General features: G+C 62.3%; 16 protein-coding genes. 8 read left to right on the top strand and 8 right to left on the bottom strand.

All coding sequences use genetic code 11. From position 1 onward, the window contains the following. Positions 1-106 precede the first annotated feature (106 nt). Positions 107-1927 carry an alpha-amylase family glycosyl hydrolase gene (locus ACN19L_RS18065; protein ID WP_426490859.1) on the bottom strand — a complete coding sequence of 607 codons (1821 nt, stop codon included), beginning with the start codon at positions 1925-1927 and terminating at the stop codon, positions 107-109. Between the two features lie 319 nt (positions 1928-2246). On the opposite strand from ACN19L_RS18065, the gene ACN19L_RS18070 reads away from it, so the two are divergent. After that, positions 2247-2648 carry a DUF6960 family protein gene (locus ACN19L_RS18070; RefSeq protein ID WP_426490860.1) on the top strand — a complete coding sequence of 134 codons (402 nt, stop codon included), beginning with the start codon at positions 2247-2249 and terminating at the stop codon, positions 2646-2648. Positions 2649-2749: 101 nt separating this feature from the next. Here the strand turns inward: ACN19L_RS18070 and ACN19L_RS18075 are convergent, their stop codons facing one another. Further along, positions 2750-4099, bottom strand: coding sequence for a YfcC family protein (locus tag ACN19L_RS18075; RefSeq protein WP_426490861.1), 1350 nt, complete (start codon positions 4097-4099; stop codon positions 2750-2752). A gap of 193 nt (positions 4100-4292) precedes the next feature. On the opposite strand from ACN19L_RS18075, the gene ACN19L_RS18080 reads away from it, so the two are divergent. Both ACN19L_RS18080 and ACN19L_RS18085 read left to right on the top strand, forming a co-directional pair. Continuing rightward, the gene (locus ACN19L_RS18080) at positions 4293-4538 is read left to right on the top strand and encodes a hypothetical protein (protein WP_426490862.1); all 246 of its coding nucleotides are present in this window, start codon (positions 4293-4295) and stop codon (positions 4536-4538) included. 33 nt (positions 4539-4571) lie between these two features. After that, on the top strand, positions 4572-6122 hold the full coding sequence (locus ACN19L_RS18085; RefSeq protein ID WP_426490863.1) for a glycosyltransferase family 39 protein: 1551 nt from the start codon (positions 4572-4574) through the stop codon (positions 6120-6122). A 14-nt stretch (positions 6123-6136) separates the two neighbouring features. Here ACN19L_RS18085 and ACN19L_RS18090 read toward each other — a convergent pair whose 3' ends face one another. From ACN19L_RS18090 to ACN19L_RS18115, 6 genes are all read right to left on the bottom strand, one after another. Next, the gene (locus ACN19L_RS18090; protein WP_426490864.1) at positions 6137-6763 is read right to left on the bottom strand and encodes a hypothetical protein; all 627 of its coding nucleotides are present in this window, start codon (positions 6761-6763) and stop codon (positions 6137-6139) included. 137 nt (positions 6764-6900) lie between these two features. Continuing rightward, entirely contained in the window at positions 6901-8502 is a 1602-nt protein-coding gene (locus ACN19L_RS18095; protein ID WP_426490865.1) for a M28 family peptidase, read from the bottom strand. A 97-nt stretch (positions 8503-8599) separates the two neighbouring features. Then, on the bottom strand, positions 8600-8950 hold the full coding sequence (locus ACN19L_RS18100) for a hypothetical protein (protein WP_426490866.1): 351 nt from the start codon (positions 8948-8950) through the stop codon (positions 8600-8602). A gap of 48 nt (positions 8951-8998) precedes the next feature. After that, complete coding sequence (locus ACN19L_RS18105; protein ID WP_426490867.1) at positions 8999-10300, bottom strand: PAS domain-containing protein; 1302 nt, start codon at positions 10298-10300, stop codon at positions 8999-9001. A 214-nt stretch (positions 10301-10514) separates the two neighbouring features. Next, positions 10515-10964 carry a GNAT family N-acetyltransferase gene (locus tag ACN19L_RS18110; RefSeq protein WP_426490868.1) on the bottom strand — a complete coding sequence of 150 codons (450 nt, stop codon included), beginning with the start codon at positions 10962-10964 and terminating at the stop codon, positions 10515-10517. Between the two features lie 71 nt (positions 10965-11035). Next, complete coding sequence (locus tag ACN19L_RS18115; protein WP_426490869.1) at positions 11036-11512, bottom strand: hypothetical protein; 477 nt, start codon at positions 11510-11512, stop codon at positions 11036-11038. A 164-nt stretch (positions 11513-11676) separates the two neighbouring features. On the opposite strand from ACN19L_RS18115, the gene ACN19L_RS18120 reads away from it, so the two are divergent. From ACN19L_RS18120 to ACN19L_RS18140, 5 genes are all read left to right on the top strand, one after another. After that, positions 11677-13680, top strand: coding sequence for a tetratricopeptide repeat-containing sensor histidine kinase (locus ACN19L_RS18120; RefSeq protein WP_426490870.1), 2004 nt, complete (start codon positions 11677-11679; stop codon positions 13678-13680). A gap of 32 nt (positions 13681-13712) precedes the next feature. Then, positions 13713-14264, top strand: a complete 552-nt coding sequence (locus tag ACN19L_RS18125) for a 2OG-Fe(II) oxygenase (RefSeq protein ID WP_426490871.1) — start codon at positions 13713-13715, stop codon at positions 14262-14264. A gap of 35 nt (positions 14265-14299) precedes the next feature. Then, positions 14300-15019 carry a phosphodiester glycosidase family protein gene (locus ACN19L_RS18130; RefSeq protein ID WP_426490872.1) on the top strand — a complete coding sequence of 240 codons (720 nt, stop codon included), beginning with the start codon at positions 14300-14302 and terminating at the stop codon, positions 15017-15019. A 103-nt stretch (positions 15020-15122) separates the two neighbouring features. Continuing rightward, entirely contained in the window at positions 15123-17321 is a 2199-nt protein-coding gene (locus tag ACN19L_RS18135) for a TonB-dependent receptor (protein WP_426490873.1), read from the top strand. Between the two features lie 555 nt (positions 17322-17876). Continuing rightward, positions 17877-18572 (top strand): hypothetical protein, encoded by a 696-nt coding sequence (locus ACN19L_RS18140; protein WP_426490874.1) that lies wholly within the window; start codon positions 17877-17879, stop codon positions 18570-18572. Positions 18573-18628 lie beyond the last annotated feature (56 nt).

Here is an 18628-nt window from a genome sequence, read left to right on the forward strand (position 1 = left end):
GCCTACCGGAGTTTCCGACGGCCGTTGCAAGAAAAAGCGGCGTTTTACGGCTGGCGTGAAGCGCTACCGTAAAACGCCGCTCTGGCGTTGCTGAGAAAAACCAGGCTTACTGCGGATCCTGAGAAATAATCAGCACCGAGTACGGAGCCAAGCCAAATGTGCCGTGGAAGGGCTGGTCGTCGTACACACCGTTCTCCGCCTCCGAGTCCACGCTTTCAAAGTTGCCAAACTCGTGGTCGTAGCCCTGCCAGTCGGAGTTGAAGCGTACCCGCCAGGTACCGCCGCGGGGCAGGCCAATGGTGTAGTTGGGGTGGGCCCGGTCGGCGAAGTTGCAGAGCACCACGGTGGTGTCGCCGGGGCCACCCTGGTCGCGGCGGATGAAGGCCAGTATCTTGTCGTCGTTGTTGAGGTGGTGCACCTCCACGTACTGGCCCAACAGCCCGCGGGTGTGGCCATCGAAGTTGCGCCGCAGCCGAATCAAATCCTGATACAAGCGGCCCAGCCCGGCGTGTTCCTCAGCCCGGTTCCAGTCCAGGGGCTGGTCGTCGGAGAAGGAGCCATCGGCCAGCATGGTCTGCCCCTGAAAAATCATGGGAATGCCGGGTACCGTGAATACCAGCGCTGCACCCAGCGTAGAACGTTTTTTGGGGTACCAGGAAGCCGCGTTGCCGGGCATGATTTCCTCGGTGACGCGGGCTTTGCCGTTGGCCACTTCGTCGTGGCTTTCGGTGTACACCACGCGCTGAAACGCGTCACCGTTGTAGCGGGCCTCAATAGCCTCGGCCACGGCAAACATGTTGCGGTCAGCATCCTGGGGCGTTACCAGCGCGTCGCGCACGGGGTACACAAAGCGCGCGTCCCACTGCGTTGAGAAGCCCTGCCCGTCTTCCTCGGGGCTCTTGGTAATGTACTCATTGCCCATGAGGTCCTCGGCAATGGTGATTTTCCAGGGCATCCGCTCCCGGATTTCCTCGTTCACCCACTTCATCAGGCTCCAGCCGTCGGGCAGGTCACGGGAGGGGTCGTTGGTGCCATCCACGTTGCGAATGTGGGCAATAGCGTCGCAGCGCAGGCCATCCACGCGGTAATCTTCCAGCCACATCAGGGCGTTGTCCCGGATGTAGCGGCGCACGGCTTCGCGGCCGTAGTCGGGGCGGTTGTGGCCCCAGGGCGTTTCAGCCCGCCAGTCGTTGTAGAAGTAGATGCCGCCGCCGTCGTTTTCCTGCCAGCCGTCAAACTGCCACAGGTCCAAATCACCGGGCCCGAAGTGGTTGTACACCACATCCAGAATTACGGCAATGTTGCGGCGGTGGGCCTGCTTGATAAACTCCTTAAACGCTTTCGGGCCACCATAATCAATTTCAATGGCAAAAGGGTGGGCGGGGTTGTAGCCCCAGCTCAGGCTGCCCGGAAACTCGGTAGCCGGCATAATCTCCACGGCGTTGATGCCCAGCTCCACCAAGTGGTCGAGCTTCTCGATGGCGTCGTAGAACGTACCCGGCCGCTCGGGGTCGGGCGCGTGGAAGGTGCCGATGTGGAGCTCGTACACCACCAACTCGTTCCAGGCGGGCATCTGAAATGCCTCGTCGTCCCAGTCAAAACTGGGGTCATGCACAACGGAGTTGCCAGCCGAATGGGTTACCTCGCGAGTGTAAGGGTCGTTTTTGGTAAGCTCGCCGGTGGGCGTCGTCAGGTGAAATTTGTATTCCGTGCCGGGGCCGAGGTCAGAGAAGTCCGCGGCCCAATAGCCGTCGGCTTCGTGGGTGAGAGGATGAGTGGTGGCGTCCCAGTTGTTGAACGGGCCGACCACCGAAACGGCCGAAGCGGCCGGAGCCCACACCCGGAACGTGGTGCCGTGCTCATGCGGAATAGCGCCCATACCGGCCTGAAGCACGGCGGGGGCAGAAGGGGAGTCGGTTACAGGCATTGTAGTGTGTAAGAAAGGCAGCACAAAAGGTCAACAGTTAATGCCCCCTTTACTACAACTAAAGCATTAAGGTTGTGCTATGTATAGTGCTTTGACAATATGCCGGATGTCGATGTAGAGCGCAGAAAACCATTTTTTAGCTTGCCGAAACCCACCAGACAGGGTTAAGGCGGTTTGTTGCGGTGGTGCAAATACACCACAGGCCCGCCGGAAAAGCTGCATTTTTGCCGGGCGGCTGCCGGGTGCGCCACCGCAATGGTGCGGAACCGTCGCCCGCGCCCGGCTGTTCCCTATTCACCACCGTTAATACCTCCGCTGAGTGCCTCGTCCCAAACCTGTTGTGTACGGCCTGTATTCCTGGACGCCCGAGTATGGGCTGCGTTATATCCATCCTGCCAACCGCCGCGCCTTTGAGTGGCTGGAGCCACTGGGCAAGGTGTTTGAGAAGATTGATGAAACCGACGACTGGATTTCGCTCCGCTACGATGAGCAGCAGTTCAAGGTGAGCAGTGAGCTGTTCAAGGAGCTGTACGTGAAGCCCCCGTTTAGCTTCGGCGACTTAGTGCAGGAAACCAACCCCGCCGACGACCAGCCCGCCCATGAAGGCCTGATTTCCGACGTGTACTACGATGAAGCCACCGATGCTTTCCGGTTTCAGCTGGTGGAAAAAAAGCGCAAAATCAAGCGCGTGTTCGAGGCCAATGAACTGGAGCTACAGTAGAAAGTAAATGAGCAGCGGAGTAACTGAGTAATTGTTCTGCGGGCCGGCGCCGCCTGTGCAAACCGAACGGTTACTCAGTTACTCCGCTGCTCATTTACTTTCTACACGCCCACCGCAATACCGATAACTACGGCCACGGCGCCCAGTGCCAGCAGCAGCAGGTACAGGGGCAGCACAAATTTCCACCACTCATCAAACCGCACGCCGCAGGCCGCCACAATGGCCATGAGGGCCCCGTTGGTGGGCGTAATCAGCTCGCAGAGGCCGGCGCCGTACTGGTAGGCCAGCACCGTAACCTGCCGGGAAAGGCCGATGAGGTCGGAGAGGGGCACCAGCAGCGGCATTGTCAGCACGGCCTGGCCGCTTACGCTGGGCACGGGCAAATGCAGGGCCGTGTGCACGCCCATCATGCCCAGAGCCGCCGTCCAGGCCGGCAGGCCAGCCAGCGGAGCCGAGAGGCTGTTGACGATGGTATCGACCACCTGGCCCTGCTCCAGCACCACGAAAATGGCCCGGGCAAACCCGATCAGCAACGCCGAAAACGCAATATCCCGGAAGCCGGTAATGAAGCCCTCGGCGGTGCCCGTGAGCCCCAGGCCGCCCACGAGGCCGGCTACTACGCCCAGGGTGAAAAACAGGGCGGCCATCTGCTCAAACTCCCAGCCCAGCGTTAGCACGCCGTAGGCGAAGAAGGCAAACCCGCCGAACAGCAGGAGCAGTACCAGCCCGTGGTTACGGCCGGTAATGGCGGTGCCGGCCGGGTCGGCAGTATCAGTGGTTTCGGGCTGCACGCGGTGGCGCAGGGCGTAGCGCACGGTGCCGCCAATCCAGATAACCAGGGCCAGGGCCAGGAATATCAATCGGAACCCACCGCCTGAGAGCAACGGCAACTGGGCCAGTTTCTGGGCAATGCCCACCTGAAACGGGTTGAGCGGGCTGAACGCCGCCCCCACTGCTGCCGACCCAATGCTAACGGCCGCCGCCGTGAGTGTGGGGTAGCCGATACGCCGCATCAGAATGAGCAGTACCGGTACCAGCGGCACAATTTCCTCCTGCATATTCTCCAGCGCCCCCATGGTAGCAAACAGCACCGAAATGATGGGAATCACCACGGCCTCGCGCCCCCGAAACTTGCTTAGTAGCCAGTCAACACCCTGGCGCAACGCACCGGTAAGGTCCACTACCGTAAATGCCCCGCCGGCCAGAAACACCAGGAAAATTACGGACGCCGCATCCACCAGTCCTTTCGGAATATCGACTAAGGCCTGCAGAGGGCTAACCGGCGTGGCGGCTACCCGGTGGTAGGAGCCGGCTACTACCACTTCCCGGCCGGTAGCAGCATCGGGGTGGCGGGCAAACACGCCGGCGGGCAGCACGTAGCTCAGCAGGCAGGCCAGCAGAATAAACCCCACCAACAAAACCAACGGGTGCGGAAAGCGAATCGTTTTCATGCCGCGAAGGTAGGACGTGCGGGGAGTTATAAATGATGAGTTATGAGATACGAATGGCTATTCTGGCTGCTCTGAGCTAGGCGGCGCGAACCACAAGGCCTGCAGTAGCTGTTTACCGCAAGCCCTAGGGACCGGCTGGGTAGTATTGTCCGCTTATAACTCATTATTCATCTTTCATCACTCACCTCTGACCATGAAGTACGCCGAGTTCAAGCAGCTGCACATGTACCGGCAGGCAGCGCACTTGGCGCAGCACGGCCACTTGCTGGCCGAGCGGCGGCAGGACAGCTTTCGGCTACGGCTGTTTGCCTTAGGCGACTTCTACGCCGAGGAGTGGCGGGAATGGGAGGCGGAGCGAATTCTGTTCATCCATCTGTTTCAGCATCCGGCCGGCCTGCACGACTACCTCAGTGCCATTCGGCTGCCCGAGGAGCTATGATGCCGCATATCCGGCGGCTGCTATATTGGGGCGATGAAGCCTGCCCGTTTCCTGCCGCTGCTGCTGGCCCTGCTGAAGTTTACTACCAGTATTGTACTGGCCAGTCAGGAGTACGAGCTGCACCGCGACGAATACCTCTACCTCAATTATGGTCACCATCTGGCCTGGGGGTACCTGGAAGTGCCCCCGCTGATGGCCCTGCAAAGCTGGCTGACGCTGGCTTTGGGCGGAAGCTGGTTCTGGGTAAAGTTTTGGCCGGTACTGTGGGGTAGCCTCACGGTGTACACGGTAGCCCGGGCTGCGCAACGGCTGGGTGGCGGCCGCTGGGCGGTGGCGGTGGCCGGAATATGCTACCTCGTGGGGGCCTATACCCGGCTTAACTTTCTGTTTCAGCCCAATTCGTTTGAAGTATTGGCCTTCACGGCCGTCAGCTACCTACTCATCCGGTACCGGCAGGATGGTCGGCCGCGCTGGTGGCTGGCTATTGGCGCGCTGCTGGGACTGGCCCTGCTGAACAAATACTCAGCACTGTTCTTTATTGCCGCGCTGGGCCTGGCCCTGTTACTGACGCCGCTGCGGCGGGTGCTGCTCACGCGAGCCTTCTGGCTGGGAGCCGGCCTGGGCCTGCTGCTATGGCTGCCCAACTTAGTGTGGCAACTGCGGCACGGCATTCCGTTTCTGCACCACATGGCACTACTGCGCGCTACACAACTGGTAAACGTATCCGGAGCGGATTTCTGGAAAGACCAATTGCTGATGAACTTGCCGGGGCTGTGGGTGTGGACGGCCGGGCTGGTGGCGTTGCTGGCTGGGCCGTTGCGGCAGTACCGGGTCGTGGGGCTGACGTTCTGCGGTGGGTTGCTGCTGCTCACTGCGCTGCACGGCAAGAGCTATTACGCGCTGGGGTATTACCCCATTCTGTTTGCGGCCGGCGGGGTATGGTGGGAGCAGAGGTGGGCCCAGCGGCCGGCAATTGCCCGCCTGGCCCGTCCCGTCCTGCTGCTTTTGCCGTTGCTGCTGTGTTTGCCCCTGCTGCCGCTGCTGTTCACCGTGGAGCCCCCGGCCCGTATGCAGGCACTGGGGCCCCGTTATCAAAGCACCGGTGCATTCCGCTGGGAAGATGGCCGCAACCACGCCCTGCCCCAGGACTTTGCCGATATGCTGGGCTGGCGGGAGCTGGCCGACAAGACCTGGCGGGCCTACCGGGCGCTACAGGCGGCCACCCGTGCCCATACCCTTATTCTGGCGGCCAACTACGGGCAGGCCGGGGCCATCAACTACTACAACCGCCGCCGCCCACTGCCGGCCGCGCACAGCTTCAATGGTAGCTACCTGCTCTGGCAACACCAGATGCCGTCGCTGCCTTGGCACTACGTACTGCTTATTGATGATGAACCCGACAACCTGGCGGCGCATTTCAGCTCTTTCTGCCGGGTAGGAGAGGTGCAGAATCCATATGCCCGGGAACGGGGCACCGCCATCCTGCTCGGCATCCGCCCGGATAGTGCCCTCGTGCAACGCATCCGCCAGGAGCAGCGGCAGGGCCTGGCCGAATGGGGCGCGTTTCGGGAGCAGAGCCGTTGAGGTCAAGTGTGTGGTTACCGTTTCACCACCACGCTAGATTCCGGGCGCTCTACCTCCACTATCTCCTGCTTTTCCAGCATAATTTTCAGGTCGTAGCGAGTAAGCTCCAGCGGGTCGGGAGCAAAATACTCTGGCTGGTTCAGCGCCTGAACCTTTCTTTCATTATCAATTTCGTAGTTATTGGCCAGCAGCTTCACTGCATTGCCGGTAACGTCCTGCACCTTCCATAGCGAGTAGTGACCATTGCTGGTGCGCACGTGGTACAGGTCGCCTTTGTGAGGATTGGTGATGAACGTCTGGTTGGCCCGGTGGTTGTTGCTGCTGGCTACCAGCCCCCACATAACCAGGGCGGCCAGCCCAAGCAGGCCGATAAAATGCCACACGGGTACCTTGGCGCGCTGTTCCAGCTCCTGAAACGTCTGCCGGAGACGGGAATCCATTTCCTGGGGTTTGAGCACCTGCTGGCAGTGTCCGCACTCAGAGGCCCCAACCTTCCCAATGGAGAACAGCGGAACCCAGTACACGTGGGCGTAGCGACCAAATACGCTCATGCGCATTCCAGTGGAGGCCGAGCAGGCCAGGCACTCACCCGTGATGGGCTCAGTCAGTAAATGCGAGGAACGGTAGCCGTAGATAATCATGTGGAGTAAGCCAGGATGCGGAGTAACAGAACCGAAACACTGTCAAGGGCTAATATTCGGAATTTTTACCCGGAATCGAACAAGAAATAGTCCTAATATCCGCGCAGTTTGCCCGATTATTTTTCCAGGCGCCGGGGCTATTGCTTACCAAAGCGGAGCCCGAAGAAGTCGTTGGGGTTCCAGGCAGGCCGGGTTGGATTCTGGGCCACCAGATATCCAATCAGAAAATTGAGCTGCACGTATTTCCGGCCCGCTTCGTAGTCGAAGATGCCAGTGCTCTCGTCCTGGGGTTTATGGTAAGTGGCGGCCCGCCATTTCTGAACCTGCTCGGCCAGGTTGTTTTTGCCATCGGCGGTGCGGTTGCCGTATTTGATGTGCAGGGCCGGAATGCCTTGGGCGACAAAACTGTATTGGTCGGAGCGGATAAAGCGGTTCTGCTCTGGCTCCGGGTCATCCTCCACCATCAGGCCCAGGTGCCGGGCCGCCATGGCCACTGGTTGAGCCAGTGTGGAGTGCTGGGCCCCCAGCGGCACCACCGACAACAGCGGGGCAATGATGGTCGGCATGTCGGTATTGACATCGGCTACCAGGCTGGTTTTGGGCACCGTGGGATGGGCGGCAAAGTAGGCCGAGCCCAGCAGCCCCAGCTCCTCCCCGGTTTGCAGCACCAGCAGAATGCTGCGCCTGGGTTTGTGCTTCAGATGCGCGTACAGCCGGGCAATTTCCAGTACTGAGGCCACGCCCGAGGCATTATCGTGGGCCCCATTGTAGATAGAGTCGCCCTGTACGGGTGCGCCCACGCCCAGGTGGTCGAGGTGGGCGGAGTGTACCACGTATTCGGTACGCAGAGCCGGGTCGGAGCCGGGTATTTTGCCGATTACGTTGTACGAATCAATATCCTGGTACCCGGATTCCCAACTGGCGCTCAGCGTGCCGGGCAAGGCTACTGGGGCCGGGGTGCCCTGCCGCAGACGACTGAATACCTGGCCCGAATCGGTGGCGGCGTTGAGCAGCAGCGCCTGCAGTCCGGCCGCCGACAGCGTGCCCAGCAGCTCCACGCCCGAGCCGCTGACGAAGCCGCGGGAAGCGGCTACTTTTCCATCGGGCCCCAGTACGCTGGTAGTGGAGAGCGGGCGGGCCGGGGTAGCTGCCGTGGCGGGAGCCGGGCGGGGGCTGGCAAACAACACGCCCACGGCTCCGCGCCGGGCAGCCGTTTGGACCAGCAGCGTCTGGTCCTGGCTGGCGGCGGCCACGGTGCTGGGAAAGCGGCGCGGGGCACCCCGCACAATCACCACTACTTTGCCCCGTACATCCAGGTTCTGATAATCGTCGTAGCCTTGGTCGGGGGCAGAAATGCCGTAGCCCACAAACGCCAGCCCGGCTGGGGCCAGCCGCGCCTGGGGCTGCTCGGGGTGGGGCAGCAGGTGAATTTCGGCGGGGGCAACAACCGCCTGGCCTGAACCCGGCAGATACGTAACGGTAGCGCCGGGACGTACGGTGGCCCGGCGCAGGCGCACGCGCTGCGTAAACGTGCCCCCCTCTCCAGCCGGCTGCACGCCGAAGCTCCGGAGCTGGTCCGTTACGTAGTCAACGGCCAGTTGGTAGCCGGGCGTGCCGGGTTTGCGGCCCCGCAGCTTATCATCGGCCAGGTACTGGATGTGGGCTTGCAGGTCGCTGGGCCGCACTTGCTCCAAGGCTTTCCTTGCGTTGGCAGAAATTAGCTGGGCAGAAGCCGGCAAAGCGGCCAGAGGCAGAAGCGCTGACAGGAGCAGGTATACGGGGCATTTCATGAAGCCAAAGTACAACGAAACGCCTGGCTCCGGCCACCTGATTAGATTACCCCAGCTGCTCCAGCTCCTGCAACAGATCCTCGATAATGGTAGCGTGGTGGTCCAGCTGCTCCAGCCCAGCCCGCGACTCCTCCAACTGCCCGCGCTGGTACTGCTGCACCAGCTGCTGCCCGGTGCGCAGCATCCGCTGGAGCTCCTGCTCCAGGCGTTGATAGGGCATGGAGGTTCCGTATTTAGGTTTTACCGTATTCTGCAGCCACATACCCAGTGGATTTTCGGCCAGGGAAAACAGGCTGGGGTCCGGCTCCCGTACGCCGTACAGCACCGAGCGCAGCCGCGACTTAAACAGCACCTGCTTGATGCGGGCCTGCTGGAAATCCAGGTTGGTCAGCTCCATACGCAATACTGTTCAGCCCGAAAGCTCATCCTAAGAAAGAGGTGACGCTTACTGTGCATCCGGGGAAAGGTTTTCAAGTGCCCGCCGGGCCAGCGTGAGTTCGGTCACATCGTAGGCGAATACCGTAATGCCGGCTTTCTCGCCGTTTTCACGCAGCTGCTGGTAAGTAAAGTTGAAATAGGATGTTTCCAACTGGCCGGTTTGCTCATTGGCAATAGCTACAGGTATTTCATTGCCTACGAACATCTCACCTGTGTTGTATACGTTGTCGAGCAGGGTAATAAAGCCCTGATTCACTACCTCAGGTATGGCTTCGGCCACGGGTAGCCCCAACAGCTGCCGGCCGGCAAACATGCTCTGGTACTGTGTGTTTACGAACTCATAGTGGTGCTCCGGCCCGCGCAGCACACAAATAAGAGCCGGCGTGTGCATAAACAGGTTGTAGAAGGTTTCGCGCTGCTGTTGTACCTGCTGGAAAGCCTGATAAGCCTGATCTGAGAGCTGGGCCTGCTGCTCGTTCTGCTCCAGCAGCTCCTGCACCATCTGCTTCTGGTCGTGAATATCGGTGCCGCAGCCCACCCACATCAGCAGGCTGCCATCGGCAGCCAGGCGGGGCTGGGCCCGCACCAGCACCCAGCGGTACTGCCCGTCGTGGCGGCGCAGGCGGTATTCTACCTGGTAAGGCTGGGCCGAGGCCACGCACTCCTGCCAAGTCCGCCACACCCGCTCCTGGTCATCGGGGTGGAGGTTGCTGAGCCACTGCCGGCCGGTCTGCTCTTCCTGCGGACGTCCCGTAAACTGCAGCCAGCGGGAATTAAAAAAGTCCCGGTTGCCATCGGGCAGAGCCGTCCAGATCATCACCGGCAACGATTCCAGAATGAAGCGGGTCCGCTCGTTTTGCTCATCCAGAGCCCGCTGCATTTCCCGGCTGCGCAGCTCCGAGAGGTGGCGTTCCGTAACGTCCTGGGTGCGCTGCAGAATAAATGCCAGCTCGCCGGTTTCGCTTAGAACAGGATAGTGTGTGGCCTCCCAGTACAACTCCTGCAGACCTCCGTCGGCCGCCGGATCGGGCAGGTCATAGCGGATCAGGGGCATCGTGTGGGGCTCCCGGTAGCGGCGCACGTGCTCGTGCGATTCGCGGATAATGCGGGCCGATGCTTCATCGGTGGCCGGATAAGCTTCAAAGAAGGGCTTGCCCACGGCCGCTTCCCGGCTCTTGAGCGATACTTCCACATGGCTGTCCGTGTTATCCACGATGGTGGCATCGGCATCGGGCGCAATTAGCAGGAAGTTGTCGGGTAGAGCGCGGAATAACCGTTGATAATCAATGGGAAAAGCGGGCGTGGGCATATGCTCGAAAAAAGTAAATCTGGAAGCGGTGGCCGTCTCACAGCCATCGGTTGCGGCTGGTATAAGCCAGGTGGAAGTAGTGGCAGCAGCTCGCCATTCTAAAACCTGACGAATACGAAGGTGAAAAAAAATCGTTGCCGGGACGATGGTAAACAGTTCGGATTGGCGGCGGGAAAATTGCCTTGTCTGGTACCGCGGAAACGAGCATCCGCCGCTAGGCCCGTACCATGTGTATATGCGGAATACCGTCTTCCAGGTAGCCGGCGCCCACCTGCCGAAAACCGAAGCTCTCGTAGAAAACCTGCAAATACTGCTGGGCCCCAATCTGAATGGGCTGAGGGCCGAATTGCTGCCCCACGGCGGCCAGAGCCTCGTGCACCAGCGCCCGGCCCAGCCCAAAGCGGCGGTAGCGGGGACTCACCACCACCCGCCCGATGCTGGCCTCGGGATAAGCAACGCCGGCCCCAAACAGGCGGGCGTAAGCGGCCAACTCGCCAGTGGGCGCGTAGCCTAACAGGTGCAGGGCCATTTCATCGTGGCCGTCAATATCCTGAAACGGGCAGGTTTGCTCCACCACGAATACCTCGGAGCGTAATTGCAGCACTGCGTACAGCTGAGGTACGGTGAGGGCCGAAAAGGGAATTAAGTGCCAGGTCAGGGTCATAGGCGGGGCGTAGGCAGCGGCGGAAAGAATGCCGCAAAGCTACAACACCGGTGTCGGCTGGGCCAAGCGGCTCAGGCCCGCAGCCAGCGGTGCATCCTGGGGAAGTCAGCCGCGGTGGTCAGCCCCATCCATACCAGCAGGGGCAGTCCCAGGCTACCGCCGGACTCGTACTGCTCCACCAGCCACTCGGCCTGGCCCTTGTAGCCATCCGGATGAAACACGACCGTTGGCGGCAGGTCCAGGTAACAGCAGGCGGCGTAGGTCCAGGCCAGCACAGCCAACTCATCGCCTCCTTTTTCGGGGTGATGCTCGGTGATGTTGCCGCCCACACCCACACGCTCATCAGCCGGGGTTACGGCCAAATGGCCCGCCTCGTGCAGCAGGTCGCCGGGGTATAGCAGGCAGCTCCGATCCACCAGCAGCCGGCCCCGCTCCAGCAGGATACCGGGCAGAAAGGTGGGGTGTTTCATGGCTGTTTCGCGCACCTCCAGTCCGATTTCCCGCACGAAGGCCAGGAGCGTATCAACCAGCGGAGGGGCCGGGACCATAGGGGGAGAGCAAAGCAGGGACATAGCGCAGCGGGGAAGGAGACTGGCGGGGGCAGCAGCGTTGCCAACTCGATGAAGGACAGTAAATATTCAGGTTTTTTGATCAATATTTGTACTGGTTCAGCTTACCGGCTTGCCCCACTGGCCGTTCTGAGCTTTGCACTGTGTCCTACCCGTTCCCTATTGCTTGTCGACTGTCGTTCTGGCTGCACTGCCTGTTGGTGGTGGCACTGGTGTGGCTGCCGTGGCCGGGAGTAAGCCAAACACCCAAGCCCCACTGGCGCTCTGCGCTTGACAGCCTCCAGGCCCTGGAGCGGCAGCCCCAGTCCGACAGCAGCCGCGTACAGTTGCTGTGCCGCATCAGCGACCAGCTGTGGGCCTCCGATACCGAGGCGGCGGCCACCTACTCCCGCCGGGCCCTGGCCCTGGCCCGCCGCACACACGACCGGGCCGGTGAAAGCGCCGCCCTGAACCGATTGGGGGCCGCCCTGCGGGAAAGTAACCTGTCGCGGGCCCTGGAGCTGTTCCAGTCCTCCTTGCGCCTGGCCGAGCAGCTGCACGACACCACCCTGCAGGCCCAGAACATGCGCAGCATCGGTATCATTTACGTGTACCTGCGCGACCGGCAGCTGGGCCTCTCGTACTACTTCCGGGGGCTGCGGCTGGATAGTCTGCTCCGGGATGAGCGGCGGATTGTGGTGGATTTGAGCAACATTGGGCTGGCTTATGATCTGTATAACCAGGTCGATTCGGCGGCGTACTACCAAACGCGGGCCTATGCGCTGGCGCAGCGGCTGCATTCTTCCACCAACTACATCCTGTACGGGCTAGGCAACGTGGCCCGCAAGCAGGCCCGCTTCCCGGAAGCCCTCGGCTACTACCGCCGCAGCGTAGCCGAATCGAAGCGGCGGCGGCACCTGCGTAGCCTCAATTTCTCGTATCTGGGCATGGCCGCCCTTTACCAGCAGCTGCAGCAGCCCGATTCCAGCATCTATTACGCCCGGCTGGGGGCGCAGGCGGCCCGGGCCAACGGCTTTCTGCGGGGCCTGCTCAATGCCAGCGTTATCCTGACTCAGGAGTTTGAGCAGCGTCGGCAGCTGGACAGCGCCTACCGCTACCAGAAAGTGCTGGTAGCCATGAAAGACACGCTGTTTGGGCAGGAAAAGGTGATGCGCCTGCAAAACGTGGACTACCAGCAGCGCCAGCGCGACCAGCAGGCCGCTGCCGCCCAGCAGGCCCTGCGCAACCGGTACCAGACCTACGGGCTGCTGGCCGGCGTGGGCGGGCTGCTGCTGCTGCTGGCGTTGCTGGTGCGCCACGACCGGCAGCAGCAGCGCACCAATGCGGCTTTGCAAACCTCCCTGGCCGAGCTGAAGCAGGCACAGCTGATGCTGGTGCAGCGCGAGAAAATGGCCTTCTTGGGCGAGCTGACGGCCGGCGTGGCCCACGAGCTGCAAAACCCGCTGAGCTTTGTAAAGCGCTTTGCTGAGGTGAGCACCACGCTGGTGGATGAAATCAACGGGGCCCAACAGCTGGCCCGCGACGGGCGGCTGGAGCGGGAAATCCTGGATGGCCTCAAGCAGAATCTGCAGAACATCAGTCAGCACGGGCAGCGGGCCACGGCCATCATCAAAGGTATGCTGGAGCACGCCCGCACCGGTCAGCAGCCCCGGCAGCTCACCAACCTTAATCAACTGGCCGAAGAAAATCTGCACCTGGCCTATGGGGCGGCGCAGCAACAATTTGCCGGGTTTACGGCCAACCTGCGCACGGCCTTCGACCCTGCCTTACCCGCCATACCAGTAGTGGCCGCCGACCTAGGGCGCGTGTTGCTCAACCTCTGCTCCAACGCCCTGCACGCAGTGCGCCAGCGCCAGCTCAGCTCCGCGCCGGGTTACCTGCCGACGGTAGAAATCGGGAGCCGCCGGGCCAACGGGCAACTACAGCTGTGGGTTCGTGACAATGGGGCGGGGATAAGCCCGGAGGTGCAGCAGCGCATCTTTGAGCCGTTCTTCACCACCAAATCCGTGGGCGAAGGCACGGGCCTGGGGCTCTCCCTGGCTCACGATATTGTAGTAAATGGCCACCACGGCACACTAACCGTGGAGTCGGGCATGGAGGAGGGCACCACCTTCTGGCTGACGCTGCCCGGCGCAGCTATAGCATAAGAAAATCCGGTATGTAAACTCTGTATTGGTAGATGAAATTGACGCAAATAACCGATTCGATTTTCACGATTGAGGATTTTCTCACGCGCAAGGAATGCCTGGATTATTTGGTGCTAAGCGAAACTATTGGGTATGAGCTGGCCAAAGTGAATACGGCCAGCGGTAGCCGGGTGCACACAGGCGTGCGGAACAACAACCGGGCCTTCTACAAAAACGAAGAACTAGCTCAAACGCTATGGGAAAAAGCGCAGCCGTTTCTGCCGGCTCAGCTCGGTAATAGCCGGGCTATAGGGCTCAACGAGCTGTTTCGATTTTACCGCTACCAGCGGGGCCATCAGTTTAAAGGGCATTTCGACGAAAGCTACATCCGCAATGAGACGGAGGCCAGCTACTACACCTTCATGATGTATCTCAATGATAATTTTCAAGGTGGCGATACTACTTTTCAGAAGCTGCACATCCAGCCCAGGCAGGGAATGGCATTGATATTCCTGCATAACCTGTATCATGCCGGCAGTGAGGTAACGCAAGGCGTGAAGTATGTGCTGCGCACCGATGTGATGTACCGTACGCAGGTTGGGTAGTGAGCATCAGGCTACCAAAGTACGCAACGTGGGTAGTGGCCCTGTTCGGCCTGCTCAGCGCCTGTAACTCCACCACCACCCCGGAGCAGCCGGCCGCCACGCCCCGCTTCCTGACCTATACCGCCGACCCGGCCCGCCAGCGCGTGGCCCTGTACTGGCAGGACGAGGCCGGCCAGCCTCTGCGCAGCCTGGGCCGCCTGCGCGACTGGCTGCAGAGGCGGAATGAGAAACTGCTGTTTGCCTGCAACGGCGGCATGTTTCACGCCGGCAACGTGCCCGTGGGGCTGTTCATTGAAAACGGGCGGGTGCGCACGCCCCTGGATACCAGCCGGGGCCGGGGCAACTTCTACCTCCGGCCTAACGGCGTGTTCTATCTCACCAAGCAGCGGCGGGCGGGCGTGTGTCCTACTGATTCGTTTGCCCGCGTGCCGCAGGTGCAGTACGCCACTCAATCGGGCCCTATGCTGCTGCTGGCGGGGCAGCTGCACCCGGCGTTCCGGCCGGTGTCCGACAACCGCCACATCCGCAACGGGGTGGGCGTGCGGCCCGATGGGCGGGTAGTGTGGGTAATGTCGCGGCAGAAAGTCACGTTTTATGAGCTGGCCCAGGAGTTCCGGCGGCTGGGGTGCCGCAACGCGTTGTACCTGGATGGCTACGTGTCGCGCACCTACCTGCCGGCCCAGGGCTGGCGGCAGACGGACGGGGACTTCGGGGTGATGATAGGCGTGACGGAGCCAGCAAAGCCGGCCAACTGAGCGGGGACGACGCTTCATCCGCCTGATCCGACGCTTCGGTAACGCGGAGTTTCAGCGGCGGCGGCAGCGGGCCACTTTCGGGCATCACTTCGCCGCTGCTGCTATGAAACTGCTCTGCCTCCTGTTGCTGTGCCTGCTGGCCGGCTGGCCCTTCGCCCAGGCCCAAACCGCGCCCATCCACTTGCTCCAGGGCACCGTCCGCGACGAGCGGAACCAGCCCCTGCCCGGCGTCAACGTATTCGTGCAGGGCTCTTTTGATGGGGCGGCTACCGATTCGCTGGGCGCGTTTCGCTTTGAAACTACCCAGACCGGCACGGCCACCCTGCAGCTGAGCCTGCTGGGCTTCCAGACGCTCACGCTGCCCCTCAACCTAACCACCAGCCCCGCCCCCCTGACGTTGCGCCTGCGCACCGACCTCCACCAGCTGGGCGGCGTCACCATCACGGCCGGCTCCTTCGAGGCCAGCGACGAAAAGCGCAGCGCCGTGCTGCGTCCCCTCGATATTGTGACGACGGCCGGGGCACTGGGCGACGTGGCCGGGGCCCTCAACGCCCTGCCCGGCACCACCCGCGTGGGCGAGGAGGGCAAGCTGTTCGTGCGGGGCGGGGCCGCCGGCGAAACCAAAACCTACCTTGACGGCCTGCCCGTGCAGACGCCCTACGGGGGCACCGTGCCCAGCGTGCCGGCCCGGGGCCGCTTCTCGCCCTTCCTGTTCAAAGGCACCGTGTTCAGCACCGGGGGCTACTCTGCCGAGTTTGGCCAGGCCCTGAGCTCCGTGGTGCAGCTCAATACCACCGACTTGGCCCCTGAAACGCAGACCGGCATCAGCCTGATGTCGGTAGGGGGGAGCCTGAGCCGGGTGCGCCGCTGGGAGCGAACCTCCGTAGCCGTCACCGCCGACTACACCAACCTGCGGCCCTACTTCGGCCTCGTACCCCAGAGCTTTGGCTGGCAGCAGGCCCCGCAGGCCCTGGCGGGTTCCCTGAGCCTGCGCCACCGCACCGGGCAGGCCGGTATGCTAAAAGTGTACGGCGTGTGGCAGCACCAACGCCTGGCCCTGCGCCAGCCCGATGCCACCCTGGCTACTGAGCAAACCGTGGGCCTGCGCAACGGCAACGGCTACCTCAACGCCAGCTTCCGCAGCCCGTTGCGCCGGGGCTGGAGCCTGAATACCGGCGCCGCCCTCACCCGCGACGACAACCAGGTACGCCCCGACAACGTGCGCCTGCGGGAGCTGGAGGAAAGCGCCGTGGCCCGCCTGCTGCTCACCAACGACTCGGCCGGCACGCGCTGGAGCCTGAAGCTGGGCACCGAATTGCTGGCCCAGCACTACCGCCGCACCTTCCAGGCTGACCCTGAGGAGCCCGTATGGAGTGCGGGCAGCTTCCGGGAGCAGCGGGCCGCCGCTTTTGCTGAGGCCGACCTCCATCTCACCGACCGCCTGGCCGCCCGGGTGGGCAGCCGGGCCGAGTACTCCCGGGTGCTGGGGCGCTGGAACGCGGCCCCGCGTCTGGCCCTGGCCTGGCAGGCCAGTGAAAATGGTACGGTATCGGGGGCCTACGGGCTGTTTTACCAGACGCCCGCCAACGACCTGCTGCGGGTGAGCCAGCAGCTGCGCTTCGAGCGGGCCCGTCACGCCATGCTCAGCTACCAGTACAGCCACCAGAACCGCACCCTGCGCCTGGAAGCCTACCACAAAGCCTACCAGCACCTCACCGTGTACGCCGCCGCCCAGCCCCTCAACCCCCAGGCCTACCAGAGCACCGGCACCGGCTACGCCCGTGGCCTCGACCTGTACTGGCGCGACCGGCACACACTCAAAAACACTGATTATTGGGTGAGCTACAGCCTGCTGGATACCCGCCGCCAGGCCCGCCAGGACCCTGTGCTGGCCGTGCCCACCTTCGCCGCCCGCCACAACCTGAATGTCGTGGGCAAATACTGGGTGCAGCAGCTGCACACGCAGGTGGGCTTCACGGCCAGCTACGGCAGCCCCCGCCGCTACCACAACCCCACCCAGCCCGGCTACAACCAGGGCCGCCTGCCCAGCTACCAAGACCTGAGCCTGAACGTGAGCTACCTCACCCGCCTCTGGAATCAGTACACCATCGTGTACGCCTCGGTGAGCAACGTGCTGGGCCGCCCCAACGTGTTTGGCTACCGCTACGCCAGCCAGGCCGCCCCCGATGGCACCCTGGGCCGCACCGCCGTAACCCCCGCCGCCCCCCGCATGCTGTTTCTGGGCGTGTTCATCTCCATCAACAAAAACAAGCCCGCCGACCTGAACGCCGCCCCGGAGTAAACGGGGGTAAATTGTTCCGATCCGGCGGCTGCAAGCCGTCGGATCAGTTGTCGTGCACGGCCATTGGGAGTAGTGGCTACAAGCCAGAAGAACGTCACGTCAACAAAGAGCAAAAGAGCGTCATGCGGAGCCGAAGGAGAGGCGTCTCGCGGGCTGATGTAGGAGCAGTGACTCAACGAAGCGGTAAAGGCATTTCAACAAGCGCAGCAGGACGTGCTGAAGGTGCGCAGGCCGGGAAGGCGGCGAGCCTGGTCTTTCCTGGGTTCTGCAGCGGCCTCATTGGTTGCTGAAACGCCGGCCCGGCCGACACCCTCTGTTGCCAGACCATTCGTCATCCTCGCACGGTTGACACAGGGCATTGTGCGGCGGTCAGCAAGCGTCACGTGGGTGTAAACGCCCAAAGCGCCGACGAACAGTCCCGGCGTACCCAAATCAGTCAGGCTCCTGCCCCTGTCGCTTCATCCGGGTAATCCGACGCTTCGGTAACGGCAAGTTTCAGCAGCCCCGGCCGCGCCCCACCTTCGAAGCATCAACCACCACAACCCCCTTACTACCATGAAAACTGCTTTGCTCACTCTCACACTTGCCTGCGCCGCCCTCACCACCCAGGCCCAGGCCCCAACCACTACGGCCGCCGCTACCACTCCAACTCCGGCCAACGCCTACACCGCCCAGCTCGCGGCCACCATTCAGGAGCTGATGAGCACCGGCGACCCGGCCCAGCTGAAGCTGGTGTTCAACAAACTGGAGCGCGCTGCTGCCGTAGCCCCCCAGGACTGGCTGCCTCGCTACTACCAGGCCTACGCCCGCGCCATCACCTGCTTCGTGAGCAAGGAAGACGGGGACGTGAAGGACGCCTACCTCGACCAGGCCGAAGCCGCCCTGGCCCAGGCCCGCAAGCTGCGGGGCGACGAATCAGAGCTGCTGGTGCTGCAGGCCTACATCCACCAGGCCCGGCTGGGCATTTCGCCCATGCTGCGCTCCATGAAATACTCCGCTCTGGTCACCGAAACCCTTTCGCAGGCCAAGAAGCTGAACCCCGCCAACCCCCGCATCTACCTGGTGCAGGCGAACAACGTGTACTACACGCCCGCCATGTTCGGGGGTGGGGCCGAGGCTGCCAAGCCGCTCTACCAGGAAGCCCAAACCCGGTTTGCGGCCTTCACGCCCAGCTCAGCCGTGGCCCCTAACTGGGGCGAGCGGCAGCTGAAAGGCCGCCTCAAGCAGTACGAAACTGCCGCCGTGAAATAACGCTCGTTGCTGAAAAAGAGGTGCTACACATCCGGAAGCATCCTCTTTTCGGTATT

The sequence above is a fragment of the Hymenobacter sp. 102 genome, from assembly GCF_049949205.1.
Taxonomy (GTDB): Bacteria; Bacteroidota; Bacteroidia; order Cytophagales; family Hymenobacteraceae; genus Hymenobacter.

Coding starts and splice junctions, on each gene's coding strand:
- ACN19L_RS18105 (WP_426490867.1), bottom strand. CDS start 10,300: ATGCCCACGCCCGCTTTTCCCATTGATTATCAACGGTTATTCCGCGCT.
- ACN19L_RS18065 (WP_426490859.1), bottom strand. CDS start 1,927: ATGCCTGTAACCGACTCCCCTTCTGCCCCCGCCGTGCTTCAGGCCGGT.
- ACN19L_RS18075 (WP_426490861.1), bottom strand. CDS start 4,099: ATGAAAACGATTCGCTTTCCGCACCCGTTGGTTTTGTTGGTGGGGTTT.
- ACN19L_RS18140 (WP_426490874.1), top strand. CDS start 17,877: ATGAAAACTGCTTTGCTCACTCTCACACTTGCCTGCGCCGCCCTCACC.
- ACN19L_RS18135 (WP_426490873.1), top strand. CDS start 15,123: ATGAAACTGCTCTGCCTCCTGTTGCTGTGCCTGCTGGCCGGCTGGCCC.
- ACN19L_RS18090 (WP_426490864.1), bottom strand. CDS start 6,763: ATGATTATCTACGGCTACCGTTCCTCGCATTTACTGACTGAGCCCATC.
- ACN19L_RS18100 (WP_426490866.1), bottom strand. CDS start 8,950: ATGGAGCTGACCAACCTGGATTTCCAGCAGGCCCGCATCAAGCAGGTG.
- ACN19L_RS18125 (WP_426490871.1), top strand. CDS start 13,713: ATGAAATTGACGCAAATAACCGATTCGATTTTCACGATTGAGGATTTT.
- ACN19L_RS18110 (WP_426490868.1), bottom strand. CDS start 10,964: ATGACCCTGACCTGGCACTTAATTCCCTTTTCGGCCCTCACCGTACCT.
- ACN19L_RS18080 (WP_426490862.1), top strand. CDS start 4,293: ATGAAGTACGCCGAGTTCAAGCAGCTGCACATGTACCGGCAGGCAGCG.
- ACN19L_RS18115 (WP_426490869.1), bottom strand. CDS start 11,512: ATGGTCCCGGCCCCTCCGCTGGTTGATACGCTCCTGGCCTTCGTGCGG.
- ACN19L_RS18085 (WP_426490863.1), top strand. CDS start 4,572: ATGAAGCCTGCCCGTTTCCTGCCGCTGCTGCTGGCCCTGCTGAAGTTT.